Origin of the sequence: Chitinophaga polysaccharea, assembly GCF_902150045.1 — a bacterium.
GTDB lineage: Bacteria > Bacteroidota > Bacteroidia > Chitinophagales > Chitinophagaceae > Chitinophaga > Chitinophaga polysaccharea_A.
Genome location: NZ_CABFVU010000001.1, coordinates 2,664,415 through 2,679,108 on the forward strand (window position 1 = coordinate 2,664,415; position 14,694 = coordinate 2,679,108).

Below are 14,694 nucleotides of genomic sequence, written 5' to 3' on the forward strand. Positions count from 1 at the left end.
AGTGAACAGCAAATCAGAGTGTGTGTCTACACGCCCTGCTTTTATTTTTTTCACTATAAATATACCCGTATGTTAAAAAGTTATTTAAAGATTGCCTGGAGGAATTTGCGGAAACAGAAAGTGTTTGCTGCAGTTAATGTGGTAGGAATGGGTACCGCCTTGTGCGCTGCATTGCTTTTATCGCTCACGGCATACCGGGAATGGACCTTCGATAACTTTCATAAGAATGGGAAAGATATATACCAGCTGATTGGGATTGAAGACGCAGGCGGACAGCTGAGAACCGGCTCCAGTATGTCGAAGCCACTGGCTGTGGCCATACAGAAAGAAGTGCCCGGCGTGAAGCATGTCACTTTTATAGCTGGAAGTAATGTGCCTGTAAGATATGGCACTAATCACTATTACCTGAGTACCCAGCTGGTAGATAATGATTTTCTGAAGATGTTCACCTTTCCTATAGTAAAGGGAGATAAGAATAACGCATTACAGCAGCTGAACCAGATAGTGCTCACAGCGCGTGCTGCCGGGATATTGTTTAAAGATGCGGAGCCTGTTGGAAGAACCGTGGAACTGAACCTGAACGGGAAATGGCAGCCTTTCATTGTAAGCGCTGTAGCATCAGATATCCCGGATAACTCAGGCATCTATTTCGAGTTGCTCACCAGGTTTGAGAATGATCCGGAATACAACGCCACTAAAAACGATTGGAACGCATCCAATTACCCGCTGTTTGTTCAGCTGGAACCGGGAACTAGTAAAACTTCTTTCGAAAAAAATATAAATACCGTAGTAAAAAAATATTATAAAGGGAAAATAGAAGATCTTCAGAAGAACGCAGTGGTTGGTAACAATGGTAAAGATGTTTTTTACCTGCAGGGCATTGCGCTGAAGGATTTCCACCTTGATGCAAACAGTACTTTTTATAGCGGGTTGAATAAATTCTATCCCTGGCTGATGATCATCCTTGCTACACTGATCATTGGTATTGCCGCTATTAATTTTATAAATCTTTCCATTGCCAGGTCTTTTACCCGCAGTGGTGAAATAGGGCTGAGAAAATCGCTGGGCGCACAAAACGGGCAGCTGATGCTCCAGTTCTGGGCGGAAGCATTCCTGTTATGCTGCTTTGCACTGGTACTGAGCCTGGGCCTCATGGTATTCCTGCTGCCTTATTACAACAAGGTGTTTGGGCATCATATTGCGCTGGGTATATTCCGTAACATACGGGTGATAGCCGGTACTATAGGCGGTTTCTTCCTGGTTACCTTGCTGGCTGGGGGTTACCCCGCCTGGAGAGTGGCAAAGCTCAATATCCTGGAGGTGCTGAAGGGAAAACTGGGACTGGGCAAAAGCAACGGTATGCGCAACGGCCTTATCATCATACAGTTTATGGTAGCGGTGGTACTGATCAGTTGTACCTCCATCATCTGGCAGCAACTTAATTTCATACAGTCGGCCCCGTTAGGGTACAACACTTCCCAGGTAATCAGCATACCACTCGATAACGCTACGCCATCAGACGTTGCCACTATGAAGAATAGGCTTACAGAGATGCCGGAGGTAAAAAGTGTGAGCGGCAGTATGTTGAACCTGGGTCTGGGAAAAGATGGATCTTCCGGTAACTGGACCCGTGGTTTCACTTATAAAGACCGCCATGTAAACACCCAGTACCTTGCAGTGGATTATAATTATGCAAAAACGCTGGACCTGAAAATATTATCAGGCCGCGATTTCTCCAGGGAATACGGAACAGACAGCAGCGCCGTAGTGGTCAACGAGCAGATGGCAAAGCAGCTGGGCGTAACAGACCCCGTGGGGCTGAGCTTTAGTATGGGAGATGAACCGCCGGTACACGTGATCGGGTTGGTAAAAGATTATCACTTTGAATCATTGCATAAGAAAATTGATCCCCTGGTAATGACCCTGAACGCTCCGCTGAATTATATTTTTGTAAAAGTAGAAACATCCAATCCGGTGGCTTCATTGAAAAAGATCGGCACAAGTTGGAAAAGCATTAACGAGCTGGCAGAAAGCGACCCGTCTTTTCTTGATGAAAACGCACAACGCCTGTACCGGCAGGAGCAGCGGTTTTCAAAAATATTTATGAGTGGTGCTGTGCTCGCGGTTATCATTTCCTGCATGGGATTATTTGCCATTGCCGTTCTGGTAATGGCGCACCGTAGAAAAGAGATCGGTATCCGGAAAGTGCTGGGAGCCTCTGTAAGCGGCATTGTATTGTTGTTGTCGAAAGACTTCCTTCGCCTGGTGCTGGTAGCGGTACTGATAGCTACTCCGGCGGCCTGGTATTTTATGCGGCGCTGGCTGGAAGGATTTGAGTACCACACATCTATCCACTGGTGGGTGTTTGGAATAGCCGGCCTGATGGCAGTATGCATTGCATTTATAACAGTAAGCCTGCAATCGGTGAAAGCTGCGCTGGCAAACCCTGTAAAAAGTTTATCCCGGGATTGACCTTAAATCGCATTATGATGTGGCGTAATTATCTGAAAACTGCTGTAAGGAACCTAATGAAACGTAAGCTGTATTCCGTGATCAATATCACCGGTTTGGCTGCCGGCATTGCTTGTTTCATCCTGCTGGCCCTGTACCTCCGGAACGAATGGACCTATGATAACTTTCATGCCCATGCAGCTGAATTATATCGTATCCGCCTTGATTACGGGGAAAAAGACCAGGAGGTTACCCATACTGCGCTCACCCCTAATGGGCTGGCGCCGGTGATGAAAGATTTCCCGGAACTGAAATACATCTCCAGGGTATATCCTTCCTCCTCCACGGTAGCCAATGGCGATAAAGTGATGAACGAAAAGCGTTTCATTTATGCTGATCCGGCTTTCTTCAACATGTTTTCTTTCCCGCTGATTGCCGGGAACGCAGCTACTGTGTTAAATGGCCCCAATATGATAGTACTCTCTGAAACGATGGCCAGGAAGTATTTTGGATCCACTGATATTGTAGGGAAGTTTTTGAAGATCAATAATAAGAAAGAATACCAGGTAACAGGAGTTGCGGCAGATGCACCCGCCAATACCCACCTGAAGTTTGATTTCGTAGCCAGTTATGCTTCCCTGGGCAGACAAGCCAACTGGAATTCAGCGAATGACTACACCTATGTTCAACTGGCCAGTAACGCCACTGCCACGGCATTGCAGGGGAGATTGGCCAACCTGGTAAAAGAACAGATGGGAAGTGCTGCCCGTAGCGGCGCTACGCTCGCTTTTGTGCCGGAATCTGTACCGGGTATCCATCTTCATTCCATCGCCGGGAATTCAACGGAAAGAGGTGGGGATATCCGTTATAATTATATTCTTACCATTATAGCAGCCTTGTTGTTACTGATTGCGTGTATCAACTTTATGAACCTTGCCACGGCCCGTTCAGCGGAAAGAGGCCGCGAAATAGGTGTTCGGAAAGCGCTCGGTGCTATACGCGGGCAGCTGTTCTGGCAGTTCATTGCCGAATCAACGCTGATCACCTTTTGTGCAATGGCCCTGGGGGTGATCCTTGCCATTGCATTGCTGCCGGCGTTTAATAACCTGGCAGGTGCTTCCCTGAAACTGGGAACAGGCAGTTATCATATTTACCTTTGGCTGACCGGCATCTTTCTTTGTACTACGCTGCTCGCGGGTACCTACCCGGCCCTGTTCCTTTCCGGTTTCCGGCCGGTACAGGTATTAAAAGGAAGGGTGATGCCTGCTTCCGGCGGCAGTATCCGGAAGAGCCTGGTAGTATTCCAGTTTGCAGCTTCCGTGTTTTTTATCATCTGCACATTAGTGGTGGGCAACCAGTTAAAATATATCCAGCATAAAAAGATAGGACTGGACAGGTCGCAGGTACTGGTACTGTCGGGCGAAAATTTTACCCCACAGATGCTGGAGGCCTTCAAAGGCCGGCTGCTGCAGCAACCGGGCATAAAACAGGTGAGCGCTTCGTACGATTCGCCGGTATCAGTTGAAGGCGGCTATAGCATTGCCGGCCTGGAAGGGAAACCGGCAGATTACAGTATGAATATTACCGCCATCCCGGTGGAAAAGGACTACCTGCAAACAATGGGAATTTCATTGCTTTCCGGCGCCAGCCTAACCGATGCCGATATACAGGATGTTTTAAAGGAAGATAAAGACCGGGTATACCATTTCTTTCTCAATGAAACCGCTGTAAAGCAGCTGGGATGGACACCTGAGGCTGCCGTAGGAAAACGGATGGTGATGAATGGCCGCGCAGGGACCGTGAAAGGAGTAATGAAAGATTTCCATTTTACCTCCATGAAAAGCAAAATCCAACCCATTATTGTTTTCCCGGAATACGAATGGTTCGGGGAAGTACTCATCAAAACCTCCGGCGATAACCAGCAGCAGGTAATCGCAGGAATAGAGAAGGCCTGGAAAGAATATCTGCCCGCAGTGCCTTTTGAGTATCATTTTATGAATGATGACTTTAACAGCTTATATAAATCAGAATTCAGGACCGGTACCATTTTATCAACCTTTTCAATTGTTATTATCCTTGTTTCCTGTCTTGGTTTACTGGGCCTGGCAGCATTCACTGCAGAACAACGAACCCGCGAGGTGGGCATCCGTAAGGTGCTGGGCGCTTCTGCTGCGAGCGTGGTGGCGCTGTTGTCAAAAGACTTTATTAAACTGGTGCTGGTAGCGCTTTGTATTGCTTCGCCGTTTGCCTGGTATGTTATGCATCAATGGCTGGAAAGCTTTGCTTATCATGCCAGCCTGGGTGCAGGTACTTTCCTGCTCGCCGGGTGTATCGCTATAGTGATCGCTTTGCTGACGGTAAGTTTACAGTCGGTGAAAGCGGCACTAATGAACCCGGTTAAGAGCCTGAGATCAGAATAAACGGCACTGGCCACTATAAGTATAAAAACAACCGGGCGGCATGGGGCAACCCTGTCAACGCATTAAAATCTGAGTAACCCGGACAGCTACTTTTAATTATATTGCTGAGCCGATATGCAGAAATATCAACACAAATAAAAACAAATTACTTATCATGATACAATTGCAGAAAATTTCCAGGCATTACCCGGTAGGATTCGGAAAAAACTATATCCTGAAAGATATTGACCTTACAATAAATGAAGGCGAGTTTGTATCGATTATGGGACCCTCCGGCTCCGGAAAATCCACCTTACTGCATATTATGGGATTGCTGGAAGAACCATCTGAAGGACAATACCTGTTTGAGGGAGAGCGTGTAGACAGGATGAACGAAAAAAAACGGACCCAGTTGCACAGGGGATCCATTGGTTTTGTGTTCCAGGCCTACCACCTTATAGATGAGCTGACCGTATATGAAAATATAGAAACGCCTTTACTGTATAAGAATATACCTGCATCAGAAAGGAAAAGCCGGGTGGCGGATGTGCTAGACCGCTTTAATATGGTGGCTAAGAAAGATCTGTTCCCCAACCAGCTGTCGGGCGGGCAGCAGCAACTGGTGGGTATTGCCCGGGCTATTGTAGCAGAACCCAGGGTGATACTGGCAGATGAGCCTACCGGTAACCTGCATTCCGACCAGGCTAAAGTGATCATGCAGCTGTTTAAGCACCTGAATGAACAGGATAAAATTACCATTGTACAGGTAACCCATTCAGACCTGAATGCCACTTATGGCAATCGTATTATCCAGATCCGCGATGGGCATATTCAGTCATAATAAAGGCGGATCAGTTTTAAGAATTCTGTAAAAAAAAGATTATGTTGTACACTCAATTAGTGAGGTATACTGCCATACCTACTAAATTTTTGCCTTCTATCAAGAAGGGTGGAAAACTATCATCACAATTATTATATTTTTGGAATGTTATGAGAATATCCCGAATAGCAGGAGCAATCCTGGTTTTATTGTTTGCTAACATAACATCCGCTGAAGCGCAGGATACGTGGAGTTTACAACGTTGTGTGGATTATGCACTGCAAAATAACCTGACGGTTAAACAACAGGAAGTACAGAAACGTCTGGCAGACCTTACATTACGGCAAAGCCGCCTCCAAATGATCCCCGGTTTCAGCGGGTCAGTAACAGGTGGTTATACGGATGGTAGAAGTGCCAGCCTGGGCGATAACCAGTATGTTAACCAAACCGTGTTTAACTCCAGTGGAAACCTGAATATGCAGGCAAACCTTTTCAGTTGGTTCTACCAACAGAAAACGATTGCTGCCAATAAACTGGATGCACAGGCAAACAGCTTCCTGCTGGAAAAAGCAAGGAACGACCTCGCGTTCAATGTAGCTACCGCTTTCCTTCAGATACTGCTTGATATCCAGACAGAAAAGGTAAATGAAGAAAATGTGCGGCTTACCAACTCCAACCTGGATAATACAAAGAAACTGGTGATCGCGGGCTCTGTACCGGAAAGCAACCAGGCCGACCTGGAAGCACAGCTGGCGCTCGACAGCAGCAACCTGGTTACCGCCCGGAATAATGTAACGCTGTCTATTCTGCAGATGAAAGCCTATCTCAACCTGGGATTCGAAATTCCGTTTACCCCGGAGGTACCGGAAAATATTGCTTCCCTGCCAATGGCTGCCTTACAGGAAATGGCGCCGGAAATGGTATACAGTGCCGCTTTAACAAACTATCCGCTGGTAAAATCGGATGAGCTGAAGATCAAAAGCGCCACCAGGGCATACCAGGCGGCAAAAGCACAGCTATATCCCAACCTGAGCATCGGAGGCGGCCTCACTACTTACTACGCCAATAACTATTACGAGGATCTTGCCCAAACCAAAGTACTGTCGTTTCACGACCAGATCAGCAATACCTACAGGAAAAACATTGGCTTAACGCTTAACATTCCTATTTTTAACGGATGGCAGCAACGCACCACCGTTGCAAAAGCAAAAATAAATATATACAGCCAGGAACTGATCCGGGACCTGGACCACCAGAAGCTCAGACAGGATATTTATACCGCACATGCCAATGCAGTGGCCGCTTTACAGAAGTTTAACGCGTCTGCTACAGGGGTAATGGCCGCCCAGAAAGCGTATGATTTTGCTACCAAACGCTTTAACCTGGGGTTGATGAACACCATTGATTATATCACAACACAAAGTAAATTGTACAATGCGCAGGTAAATAAAGTGCTCGCACAGTACGACTACATCTTTAAAATGAAATTGCTGGAATTCTACCGGGATCAGAAAATATCACTGTAGCCCTCCCGGGAAATAAATTGCTTTATGAAGAAGAAAAAACTTTATTGGTTCATAGGCATACTTAGTTCACTCGTTATTTTGTTCCTGGTGCTGAAAGGGGCCGGGGTTATTGGTAAGGAAGAAGGAATTAAAGTTGCTATAGACAAGGCTTCTAATAGAAATATTATAGAAGTGGTTACCGCCAGCGGTAAAATTTACCCTGAGATTGAAGTAAAAGTTAGCTCCGACGTTTCCGGTGAAATTACAGACCTGCCTATCCAGGAAGGAGATTCCGTAAAGAAAGGACAGGTACTGGCACGGATATACGCTGACATTTATGGGTCGATGGTAGATAAGGCTGCCGCTTCTATGAGCCAAACACAGGCCCAGCTGGCCAATTCGGCCGCAGCGCTCAACTCCTTTAAAGCCCGCCTTGATCAGAACAAGGCCGCTTATAACAGGAACAAGGAGCTCCTTGCCCAGAAAGTGATTTCGAGGTCGGAGTTTGAAACGGCGGAAGCAACCTATCTCGCCTCGCTGGCAGATTATAATGCAGCCGTGCAACAGATCAATGGAAATAAGTATGCCGTTGCCAGTGCACAGGCCAACCTGAATGAAGCCAATAAGAACCTGGGCCGTACCACTATCTCCGCACCTATGGGCGGTATTGTTTCCCTGCTTTCTGTAAAGAAAGGTGAACGCGTGGTAGGTACTGCGCAGATGACAGGTACCGAAATGTTGCGTATTGCCGATATGAATACAATGGAAGTACAGGTAGATGTAGGTGAGAATGATATCCCCAAAGTAAAATACGGCGATACCGCTATTATTGAAGTGGATGCCTACAATAACCGCCAGTTTAAAGGAATTGTAACACAAATTGCCAGCTCCAGCAAAGGCGCTGCCACAGCTACCGTGAGCACAGCTTCCTCCGCAGAGCAGGTAACCAGTTACATTGTACATATCCGCATCCTGCAGGAAAGTTATCAGGACCTCCTCGATAAAAATAAAAAGACCTTTCCTTTCCGGCCGGGTATGAGCGCCAGCGTGGATATCCAAACCAGGCATGTAAATAATGTACTCGCTATTCCTATTAACTCAGTTACTACCCGCGATACCGATTCTTCCAAAGGCGATAAAAAGGCGCCTCAACAGGATAATACCACCCCGGGTTCTTCTGCCGATACAAAACCCGTGTTAAACGAAGTAGTATTTGTATTGCAAAAGGATGGTACCATTAAGATGGTGCATGTTAAAACCGGTGTGCAGGACGATGCCTGGATCCAGATCACTTCCGGCCTGAGCGTGGGCGACCAGGTGATCAGCGCTCCTTATACTGCCATTTCCCGTACCCTGGAAAACGGCAAAAAAGTAAAGGTAGTGCCAAAATCAGAGCTGTTTGAAGGCCCGGCCAAATAACGCAGATACATATTTTATATAAGGAAGGGAAGGCTGAGCAGCCTTCCCTTCCCCTTTTAGGGGCTGTCGGCAAAACTGCTTTATTGCTTTTTAATTACATTGCATAAAAATTTGCATTGTGAGCAAGAGCATCGGAATTATAGGCAGTGGCAGCTGGGCCACCGCCCTGGCCAAGATCCTGACAGATAACGGGCATCATATACATTGGTGGATAAGAAATGAAGAAACCATCCGTCATATGCAGCTGCGCCATCACAATAAACACTATCTCACCTCGGTATATTTCGATACAAGCCTGCTAAGCCTGAGCAGTGACCTGAAAGCTGTTGTGGCAGCCTGCGATGAGCTGGTACTGGCTGTTCCCAGCGCTTTCCTGGAAGATGTATTAGGTATGTTGCCTGCGGATGCGCTGATCAGTAAAAAGGTCATTTCTGCCATCAAGGGATTGGTGCCAAGTACCAACGACCTGATAGGAGAATACCTGCACAAACAATTTAATTTACCTGCCAGTCAGTACTTCACTATTACGGGGCCCTGCCACGCGGAGGAAGTAGCCAGTGAGAAGCTTTCTTATCTCACATTCTCAGGCACGCACCTGGCCACCACACAGGCGCTGGCCGATAAATTTACCGGCAGTTACCTGCAAACAATTGTAAATACGGATGTAATAGGCGTGCAGCTGGCAGCAGTGCTTAAAAATATTTATGCCATGGGCGCAGGCATTGCGCACGGGCAGGAGTACGGAGATAACTTCCTGAGTGTGTTTATTACCAACTGCTTCAGGGAAATGCAAAGCTTCCTGGAGAAGTATGAAGAACAGAAAGCCATGGTGGCCGGCACCGAACCCGTAGTGCATAGCTACAGCGCCAGCGCCTACCTGGGCGATTTGCTCGTTACCTGTTATTCATTGCATAGCCGTAACCGTACTTTTGGTAATATGATCGGGAAGGGATACAGTGTAAAAGCCGCTCAGCTGGAACTGAACATGATTGCAGAAGGCTATTATGCCAGTAAATGTATGCACGAAATGAACAGAGGTATCGGGGCTTATATGCCGGTTGCCCAGGCGGTGTATGCTATCTTATGGCAGCAGGTGCATCCTTCAGAGGCTTTCCTCTCGCTCGAAAAAGGGTTTATATAGAAGTGGGAGGCTGCCGGTCATCCCCGGCCGGCAGCCCCTGCAGCAGCTTAATAATCATCATAGTCCTCATAATTATCTTCCCCGATTTTCATAATGGCCCGTACATTCGGGAAATACTGCTTAATCAGGCCGGCAATCCGGGTAAAAAGATATTCGTTTAACACCGGCCCCTCATAATACTCAATCTGGTTTGTCTCATCCGAAATAACATACTCAGTGATATTACGGTCAATAATGGCCTGAAAGCGTCGCTGGCGCGGAAGTTTTCTCAAACAGACTTTGGTAGGTACACCATCTACATTAAATGTACATGCAATGTTTCGCATAACGGCGGGTGGTTTAAATGAGAAATGAAATGGTTAAAATTTGCTCTTCAATGGTAGCCTGGGTGTTTACTTCAGCTAAAATAAGCTGAAATGGACAAAAGAACATTTTTGCCCGTTTTTTTCTTAATTGTATTGACATTTGTGCCAGTATATCGCATTTAGGAGTAAATTATATTACAATTGTAAGCAATTATGATTATATGTACTGTTAATAGAATGTAAAGACCGGGGGTTATTTTTTCCGGCCACTACCTGTGGACCCAGACCCAAATGTGTAGAACTTATTCTACGATTTCTGGCGGACTATGCCGTGGAAACACAATGCAGCAGGCATTGGATTAATATTTGAATCATCCTATGTCCCGATCCGGGAAATTGAGGACTTGGTTAGTGTTAACAGCGTAGTATAAAATTTTTACCATGAAGATTAGAACCCTGCTTTTTGTTACTTCTTATCCGCCCCGTGAATGTGGGATTGCAACTTTTGCGCAAGACCTGGTGAATGCAATGAATAAGAACTTTACCGGGAATATGAATATTGAGGTGGCTGCATTGGAAGAATCGGGGAAACCCGCCAATGCGAAGGAAGCACCTGTCACTTATTCGGTAAACCCATTCGATATTGACAATTGTATTGATTTTGCGCAGAAAATAAATGAAAATGATAAAATAGACCTGGTTTGTTTTGAACATGAATTTGGCCTGTATGGAGGAGAATATGGACATAATCTCCTGGCCATGTTATCGTTACTGGACAAACCTTTTGTGGTGAGGTTCCATACCGTGTTGCCTTACCCGGATAATAAATGCACTAAAGTAGTAAGCCTTATCAGCGCCCTTGCGGCAAAGGTGATTGTAATGACCCGCTCATCTGCAGATTTATTGCAGGATGTATACCATGTACCGGCAGAAAAGATTGTACACATCCCGCACGGCACCCATGCCCATATCGTGGAAGATGTACAGGCACTGAAAAAACAGTATAATGTGGAAGGGCGGATGGTGCTGAGCACCTTTGGCCTTCTCAGCGAAAATAAAGGTATAGAAACAGGTATCCGGGCAATGAAAGACATTGTGAAACAATATCCCGATGCCATTTACCTGGTGCTTGGGAAAACCCATCCCGTGATATGCGCCAGGGAAGGGGAAAAATACCGGGAATCACTGGAAAGCCTGGTGAAGGAACTGGGCCTGGAAAAGAATGTGAGATTCGTGAATAATTATCTCTCCCTCAAGACTTTACTCGACTATCTGTCACTTACCGATATATATCTTTTTACATCCAAAGACCCGCACCAGGCTGTAAGCGGCACCTTTGTTTACGCCATGAGCGCAGGTTGCGCAGTGATTTCCACTTCCTTTGTACAGGCCCGCGAAATGCTGGAAAACGGGGTGGGTTGCCTGGTGGATTTTAATAATCCGGAACAAATAGCAGCCTGCGCACTCGAATTGCTCGGTAACCCCGCATTGCGCGAGGAAATGAGCCGGTTAGCCATTGAAAAAACACGCAACTCTATCTGGGAAAATGTAGCCATTGCACACATGAGCGTGATCAGTGAAGCGCTGGCGGAAGATAAGATCCTGCCAAACCTGCCCCCGCCTTACCTGGATCATATAGATCGTATGACAGATGAAGTGGGAATGCTGCAGTTCTCCAGGCACGATATCCCTGATCCTGCATTTGGATACACACTGGACGACAACGCAAGGGCGCTTATTGCTACCTGTATGTACGCCAGTGAATTGAAATCCACTAGTTTCGTGAACGCGCTGACCCGCAAATACATCGATTTTATCCGCTACTGCCAGCAGCCTTCAGGCAACTTCCTCAATTATGTGGATGTTGGTGGCGCATTCAATAAAATGAATGATGAAGTAAACCTGGAAGACGCCAATGGCCGCGCTGTATGGGCATTAGGCTACGCCCTCGCTTCGCACCGGCACCTCCCTTTTGATGCCGTACAGGATGTATTGGCCATATTTAACAAGTGCTTCAGCTGGATAGGATCATTGAATTCACCCAGGGCAATGGCCTTCACCATAAAAGGCCTGTATTATTTCCTTAGCTACAAGCCCGGCGATAAGGCGACCATGGAAATTCTGCAGCGTCTGGCAGCAAAATTGTATGAACGTTATAAACAGGAGGCAGATGAAAACTGGCATTGGTATGAATCCTATCTTACTTACGGTAATGCTGTGCTGCCTGAAGCCATGATGATGGCCTACCAGGTAACCGGAATAGAAGCATACCGTCAGACAGCAGAGAACAGCCTCGCTTTCCTGTGCAGCAAAACCTTCACAGACAGCCATATGAAGGTGATCAGTAATAAAACCTGGTACCACAGGAACAGTACCGGTGAACAGGAAGACGGGGGAGAGCAGTCAATCGAAGTTGCATATACCATGCTGGCATTGAATACGTTTTACAACACCACAAAAAATAATTCATATCTGGAAAAAATGCGTTTGGCATTCAGTTGGTATTTGGGTAATAATCACCTTAAACAACTTGTTTATAATCCATTAACTTACGGTTGTTATGATGGCCTGGAGAAAAATAATATAAACCAGAACCAGGGCGCCGAGTCTACCGTATGTTACCTGATTGCCAGATTATTAATGGAACAATGGAACAAGCATAAGTATGTTAGACCAAAACAAAACAGCCTGGCGCCAGTCCGACTCGGCTACAACTGACAATAGCATGAAGTATCCCAGTATATTGATTATAGACGATGAGCCTGATATATGCAGATTATTGCAATTAACGCTTGTACGTCATGGATATAGTGTCAAATATGTACATGAACTGGGGGAGGGGATGAGATCCATTTTCAAACATCAGCCCGACCTCCTGTTCCTGGATATCCACCTGCCCGACGGATCGGGCCTGGAAGCATTGCCGGTGATCAAGGAACGTTGTCCCACGCTTCCCGTGATCACTATCAGTGCTTATGACAATGCCATGGAGAAACAAACCGCCCTTAAGGCTGGTGCTGCGTTTTTCCTGGCCAAACCTTTCAGCCTCAAAAATGTGGATGAACTGATGGGGAGTATCAAAATAACCAAATAAAAAGCTGAGAACGACTTTAGTTACAATCAGTAATTTTAACCAGCTATTCAGTTGCCAATTACCACTATATTAAAGAAGTATGAAAAATATTCTAATTATAGACGACGAAATTAACATCTGTACATTACTGAGTAAATTTCTCGGGAAACACGGTTTTGATGTAGATACCACCATGACAGGCGGTGCTGCACTCAAAATGCTGAAGGAAAAAACCTATGACCTTGTACTGTGCGACTACAGGCTGAAGGACACAGATGGCGCACAATTACTGCAGGATATCCACCAGATAAATCCTTCTACCATTGTTATCATTATTACCGGTTATACAGATGTAAGAGTGGCTGTGGAAATGGTGAAAAACGGTGCATACGATTATCTTTCCAAACCCTTGTACCCTGATGAGATCCTGAACCTCGTACACAAAGCCTTTGCCCATAAAGAGGCCGAACAGGAAAGACGAGCCTCCAGACCAGTGGAGTCTGGCAGCGAGCCTGAAGTAGTACGGGAAACATTACTGTCGCGTAACCAGGACGACAAGAACAATAAGTATGTTTATGGAGAAAGCGAAGGAGCAAAAGAGCTGATAAGACAGATCAAACTGGTGGCGCCTACTGATTATAGTGTCATCATTTTTGGGGAAACCGGGACCGGTAAGGAATCCGTAGCCCATCTTATCCATCATCACAGTAAAAGAAGCCAGCAACCATTTGTGGCGCTTGATTGTGGCAGCCTCTCCAAGGAGCTGGCGGCCAGCGAATTGTTTGGTCATGAAAAAGGCTCATTTACCGGCGCTATCAATACCAAAATAGGCGCCTTCGAACAGGCACAGGGCGGTACCCTTTTCCTCGATGAAATCTCTAATTTATCATACGATATACAGGTAGCCCTGCTGCGTGTGCTGCAGGAAAAAGTGATACGCAGGGTGGGTAGCTTAAAGGAAGTACCGATTGATGTACGCATCATAGTAGCTTCCAATGAAAAGCTCTCCGAATCAGTACAGCGTGGCAAATTCAGGGAAGACCTTTTCCATCGTCTGAATGAATTCACTATTTATATTCCGCCTTTAAGAGAGCGTCGGGAAGATCTTCCACTGTTCACCACCGCTTTTGTAAACCAGGTGGAAAGAGAACTGGATAAATCATGTGGTAAAATTTCTTCTGAAGTGTGGGATTGCTTCCAGCAATACAACTGGCCAGGTAATATCCGTGAATTGAAAAATGTGATCAGGAGAGCCTGTTTACTTACGCCGGAAATGGAAGATATTACCATGATAGCATTACCCCTGGAAATGAAGGAATCATTTAACCAGGTTCCGGAGGAAGTGCATGTATCCGGTGAACTGGCGCTTATCTCCAATGATAATGACCTTAAAACAGTAGCGCTGCAGGCAGAATACAATAAGATTATAAATGTGCTGAAAGAAGTGAAGTATAATAAAACAAAAGCAGCGCAGGTATTGAATATAGATCGTAAAACCCTCTATAATAAATTGAGGTTGCTGAATATAAATTACTGATCATGTTTTCTTTTATTTCCCGGTAAACGCCTGTTTGCCGGGAA

At 46.0% G+C, this 14,694-nt stretch carries 10 protein-coding genes; 9 read left to right on the forward strand and 1 reads right to left on the reverse strand.

Going from position 1 to position 14,694, the window contains the following annotated elements; translation table 11 throughout:
- The first annotated feature begins 69 nt into the window (after positions 1–69).
- The 6 genes from FN124_RS10900 to FN124_RS10925 all read left to right on the forward strand — a co-directional run bounded on the left by FN124_RS10900 (position 70) and on the right by FN124_RS10925 (position 9,735).
- Complete coding sequence (locus FN124_RS10900) at positions 70–2,472, forward strand: ABC transporter permease (RefSeq protein WP_142684750.1); 2,403 nt, start codon at positions 70–72, stop codon at positions 2,470–2,472.
- Positions 2,473–2,489: 17 nt separating this feature from the next.
- Positions 2,490–4,871 (forward strand): ABC transporter permease, encoded by a 2,382-nt coding sequence (locus FN124_RS10905; protein ID WP_221887756.1) that lies wholly within the window; start codon positions 2,490–2,492, stop codon positions 4,869–4,871.
- Positions 4,872–5,025: 154 nt separating this feature from the next.
- The gene (locus FN124_RS10910) at positions 5,026–5,691 is read left to right on the forward strand and encodes an ABC transporter ATP-binding protein (RefSeq protein ID WP_142684752.1); all 666 of its coding nucleotides are present in this window, start codon (positions 5,026–5,028) and stop codon (positions 5,689–5,691) included.
- A gap of 149 nt (positions 5,692–5,840) precedes the next feature.
- Entirely contained in the window at positions 5,841–7,196 is a 1,356-nt protein-coding gene (locus tag FN124_RS10915; RefSeq protein WP_185937160.1) for a TolC family protein, read from the forward strand.
- 24 nt (positions 7,197–7,220) lie between these two features.
- Positions 7,221–8,594 (forward strand): efflux RND transporter periplasmic adaptor subunit, encoded by a 1,374-nt coding sequence (locus FN124_RS10920; RefSeq protein ID WP_142684754.1) that lies wholly within the window; start codon positions 7,221–7,223, stop codon positions 8,592–8,594.
- A gap of 118 nt (positions 8,595–8,712) precedes the next feature.
- Positions 8,713–9,735 (forward strand): NAD(P)H-dependent glycerol-3-phosphate dehydrogenase, encoded by a 1,023-nt coding sequence (locus FN124_RS10925; RefSeq protein ID WP_142684755.1) that lies wholly within the window; start codon positions 8,713–8,715, stop codon positions 9,733–9,735.
- A gap of 47 nt (positions 9,736–9,782) precedes the next feature.
- Here FN124_RS10925 and FN124_RS10930 read toward each other — a convergent pair whose 3' ends face one another.
- A complete protein-coding gene (locus tag FN124_RS10930; RefSeq protein ID WP_142684756.1) occupies positions 9,783–10,061 on the reverse strand; it encodes a hypothetical protein in 279 nt (92 codons plus the stop codon).
- A gap of 420 nt (positions 10,062–10,481) precedes the next feature.
- Here FN124_RS10930 and FN124_RS10935 point away from each other — a divergent pair, with 420 nt between their 5' ends.
- The 3 genes from FN124_RS10935 to FN124_RS10945 all read left to right on the forward strand — a co-directional run bounded on the left by FN124_RS10935 (position 10,482) and on the right by FN124_RS10945 (position 14,650).
- Positions 10,482–12,758 (forward strand): glycosyltransferase, encoded by a 2,277-nt coding sequence (locus FN124_RS10935; protein ID WP_142684757.1) that lies wholly within the window; start codon positions 10,482–10,484, stop codon positions 12,756–12,758.
- A gap of 7 nt (positions 12,759–12,765) precedes the next feature.
- The gene (locus FN124_RS10940) at positions 12,766–13,134 is read left to right on the forward strand and encodes a response regulator (protein ID WP_260607396.1); all 369 of its coding nucleotides are present in this window, start codon (positions 12,766–12,768) and stop codon (positions 13,132–13,134) included.
- Positions 13,135–13,213: 79 nt separating this feature from the next.
- Positions 13,214–14,650 (forward strand): sigma-54-dependent transcriptional regulator, encoded by a 1,437-nt coding sequence (locus FN124_RS10945; protein WP_142684759.1) that lies wholly within the window; start codon positions 13,214–13,216, stop codon positions 14,648–14,650.
- The last annotated feature ends 44 nt before the right edge of the window (positions 14,651–14,694 follow it).

What these genes read in the sequence shown, in the direction of transcription:
- FN124_RS10920 (WP_142684754.1), top strand. Translation starts at nt 7,221, where the DNA reads ATGAAGAAGAAAAAACTTTATTGGTTCATAGGCATACTTAGTTCACTC.
- FN124_RS10945 (WP_142684759.1), top strand. Translation starts at nt 13,214, where the DNA reads ATGAAAAATATTCTAATTATAGACGACGAAATTAACATCTGTACATTA.
- FN124_RS10935 (WP_142684757.1), top strand. Translation starts at nt 10,482, where the DNA reads ATGAAGATTAGAACCCTGCTTTTTGTTACTTCTTATCCGCCCCGTGAA.
- FN124_RS10915 (WP_185937160.1), top strand. Translation starts at nt 5,841, where the DNA reads ATGAGAATATCCCGAATAGCAGGAGCAATCCTGGTTTTATTGTTTGCT.
- FN124_RS10905 (WP_221887756.1), top strand. Translation starts at nt 2,490, where the DNA reads ATGTGGCGTAATTATCTGAAAACTGCTGTAAGGAACCTAATGAAACGT.
- FN124_RS10940 (WP_260607396.1), top strand. Translation starts at nt 12,766, where the DNA reads ATGAAGTATCCCAGTATATTGATTATAGACGATGAGCCTGATATATGC.
- FN124_RS10910 (WP_142684752.1), top strand. Translation starts at nt 5,026, where the DNA reads ATGATACAATTGCAGAAAATTTCCAGGCATTACCCGGTAGGATTCGGA.
- FN124_RS10900 (WP_142684750.1), top strand. Translation starts at nt 70, where the DNA reads ATGTTAAAAAGTTATTTAAAGATTGCCTGGAGGAATTTGCGGAAACAG.
- FN124_RS10930 (WP_142684756.1), bottom strand. Translation starts at nt 10,061, where the DNA reads ATGCGAAACATTGCATGTACATTTAATGTAGATGGTGTACCTACCAAA.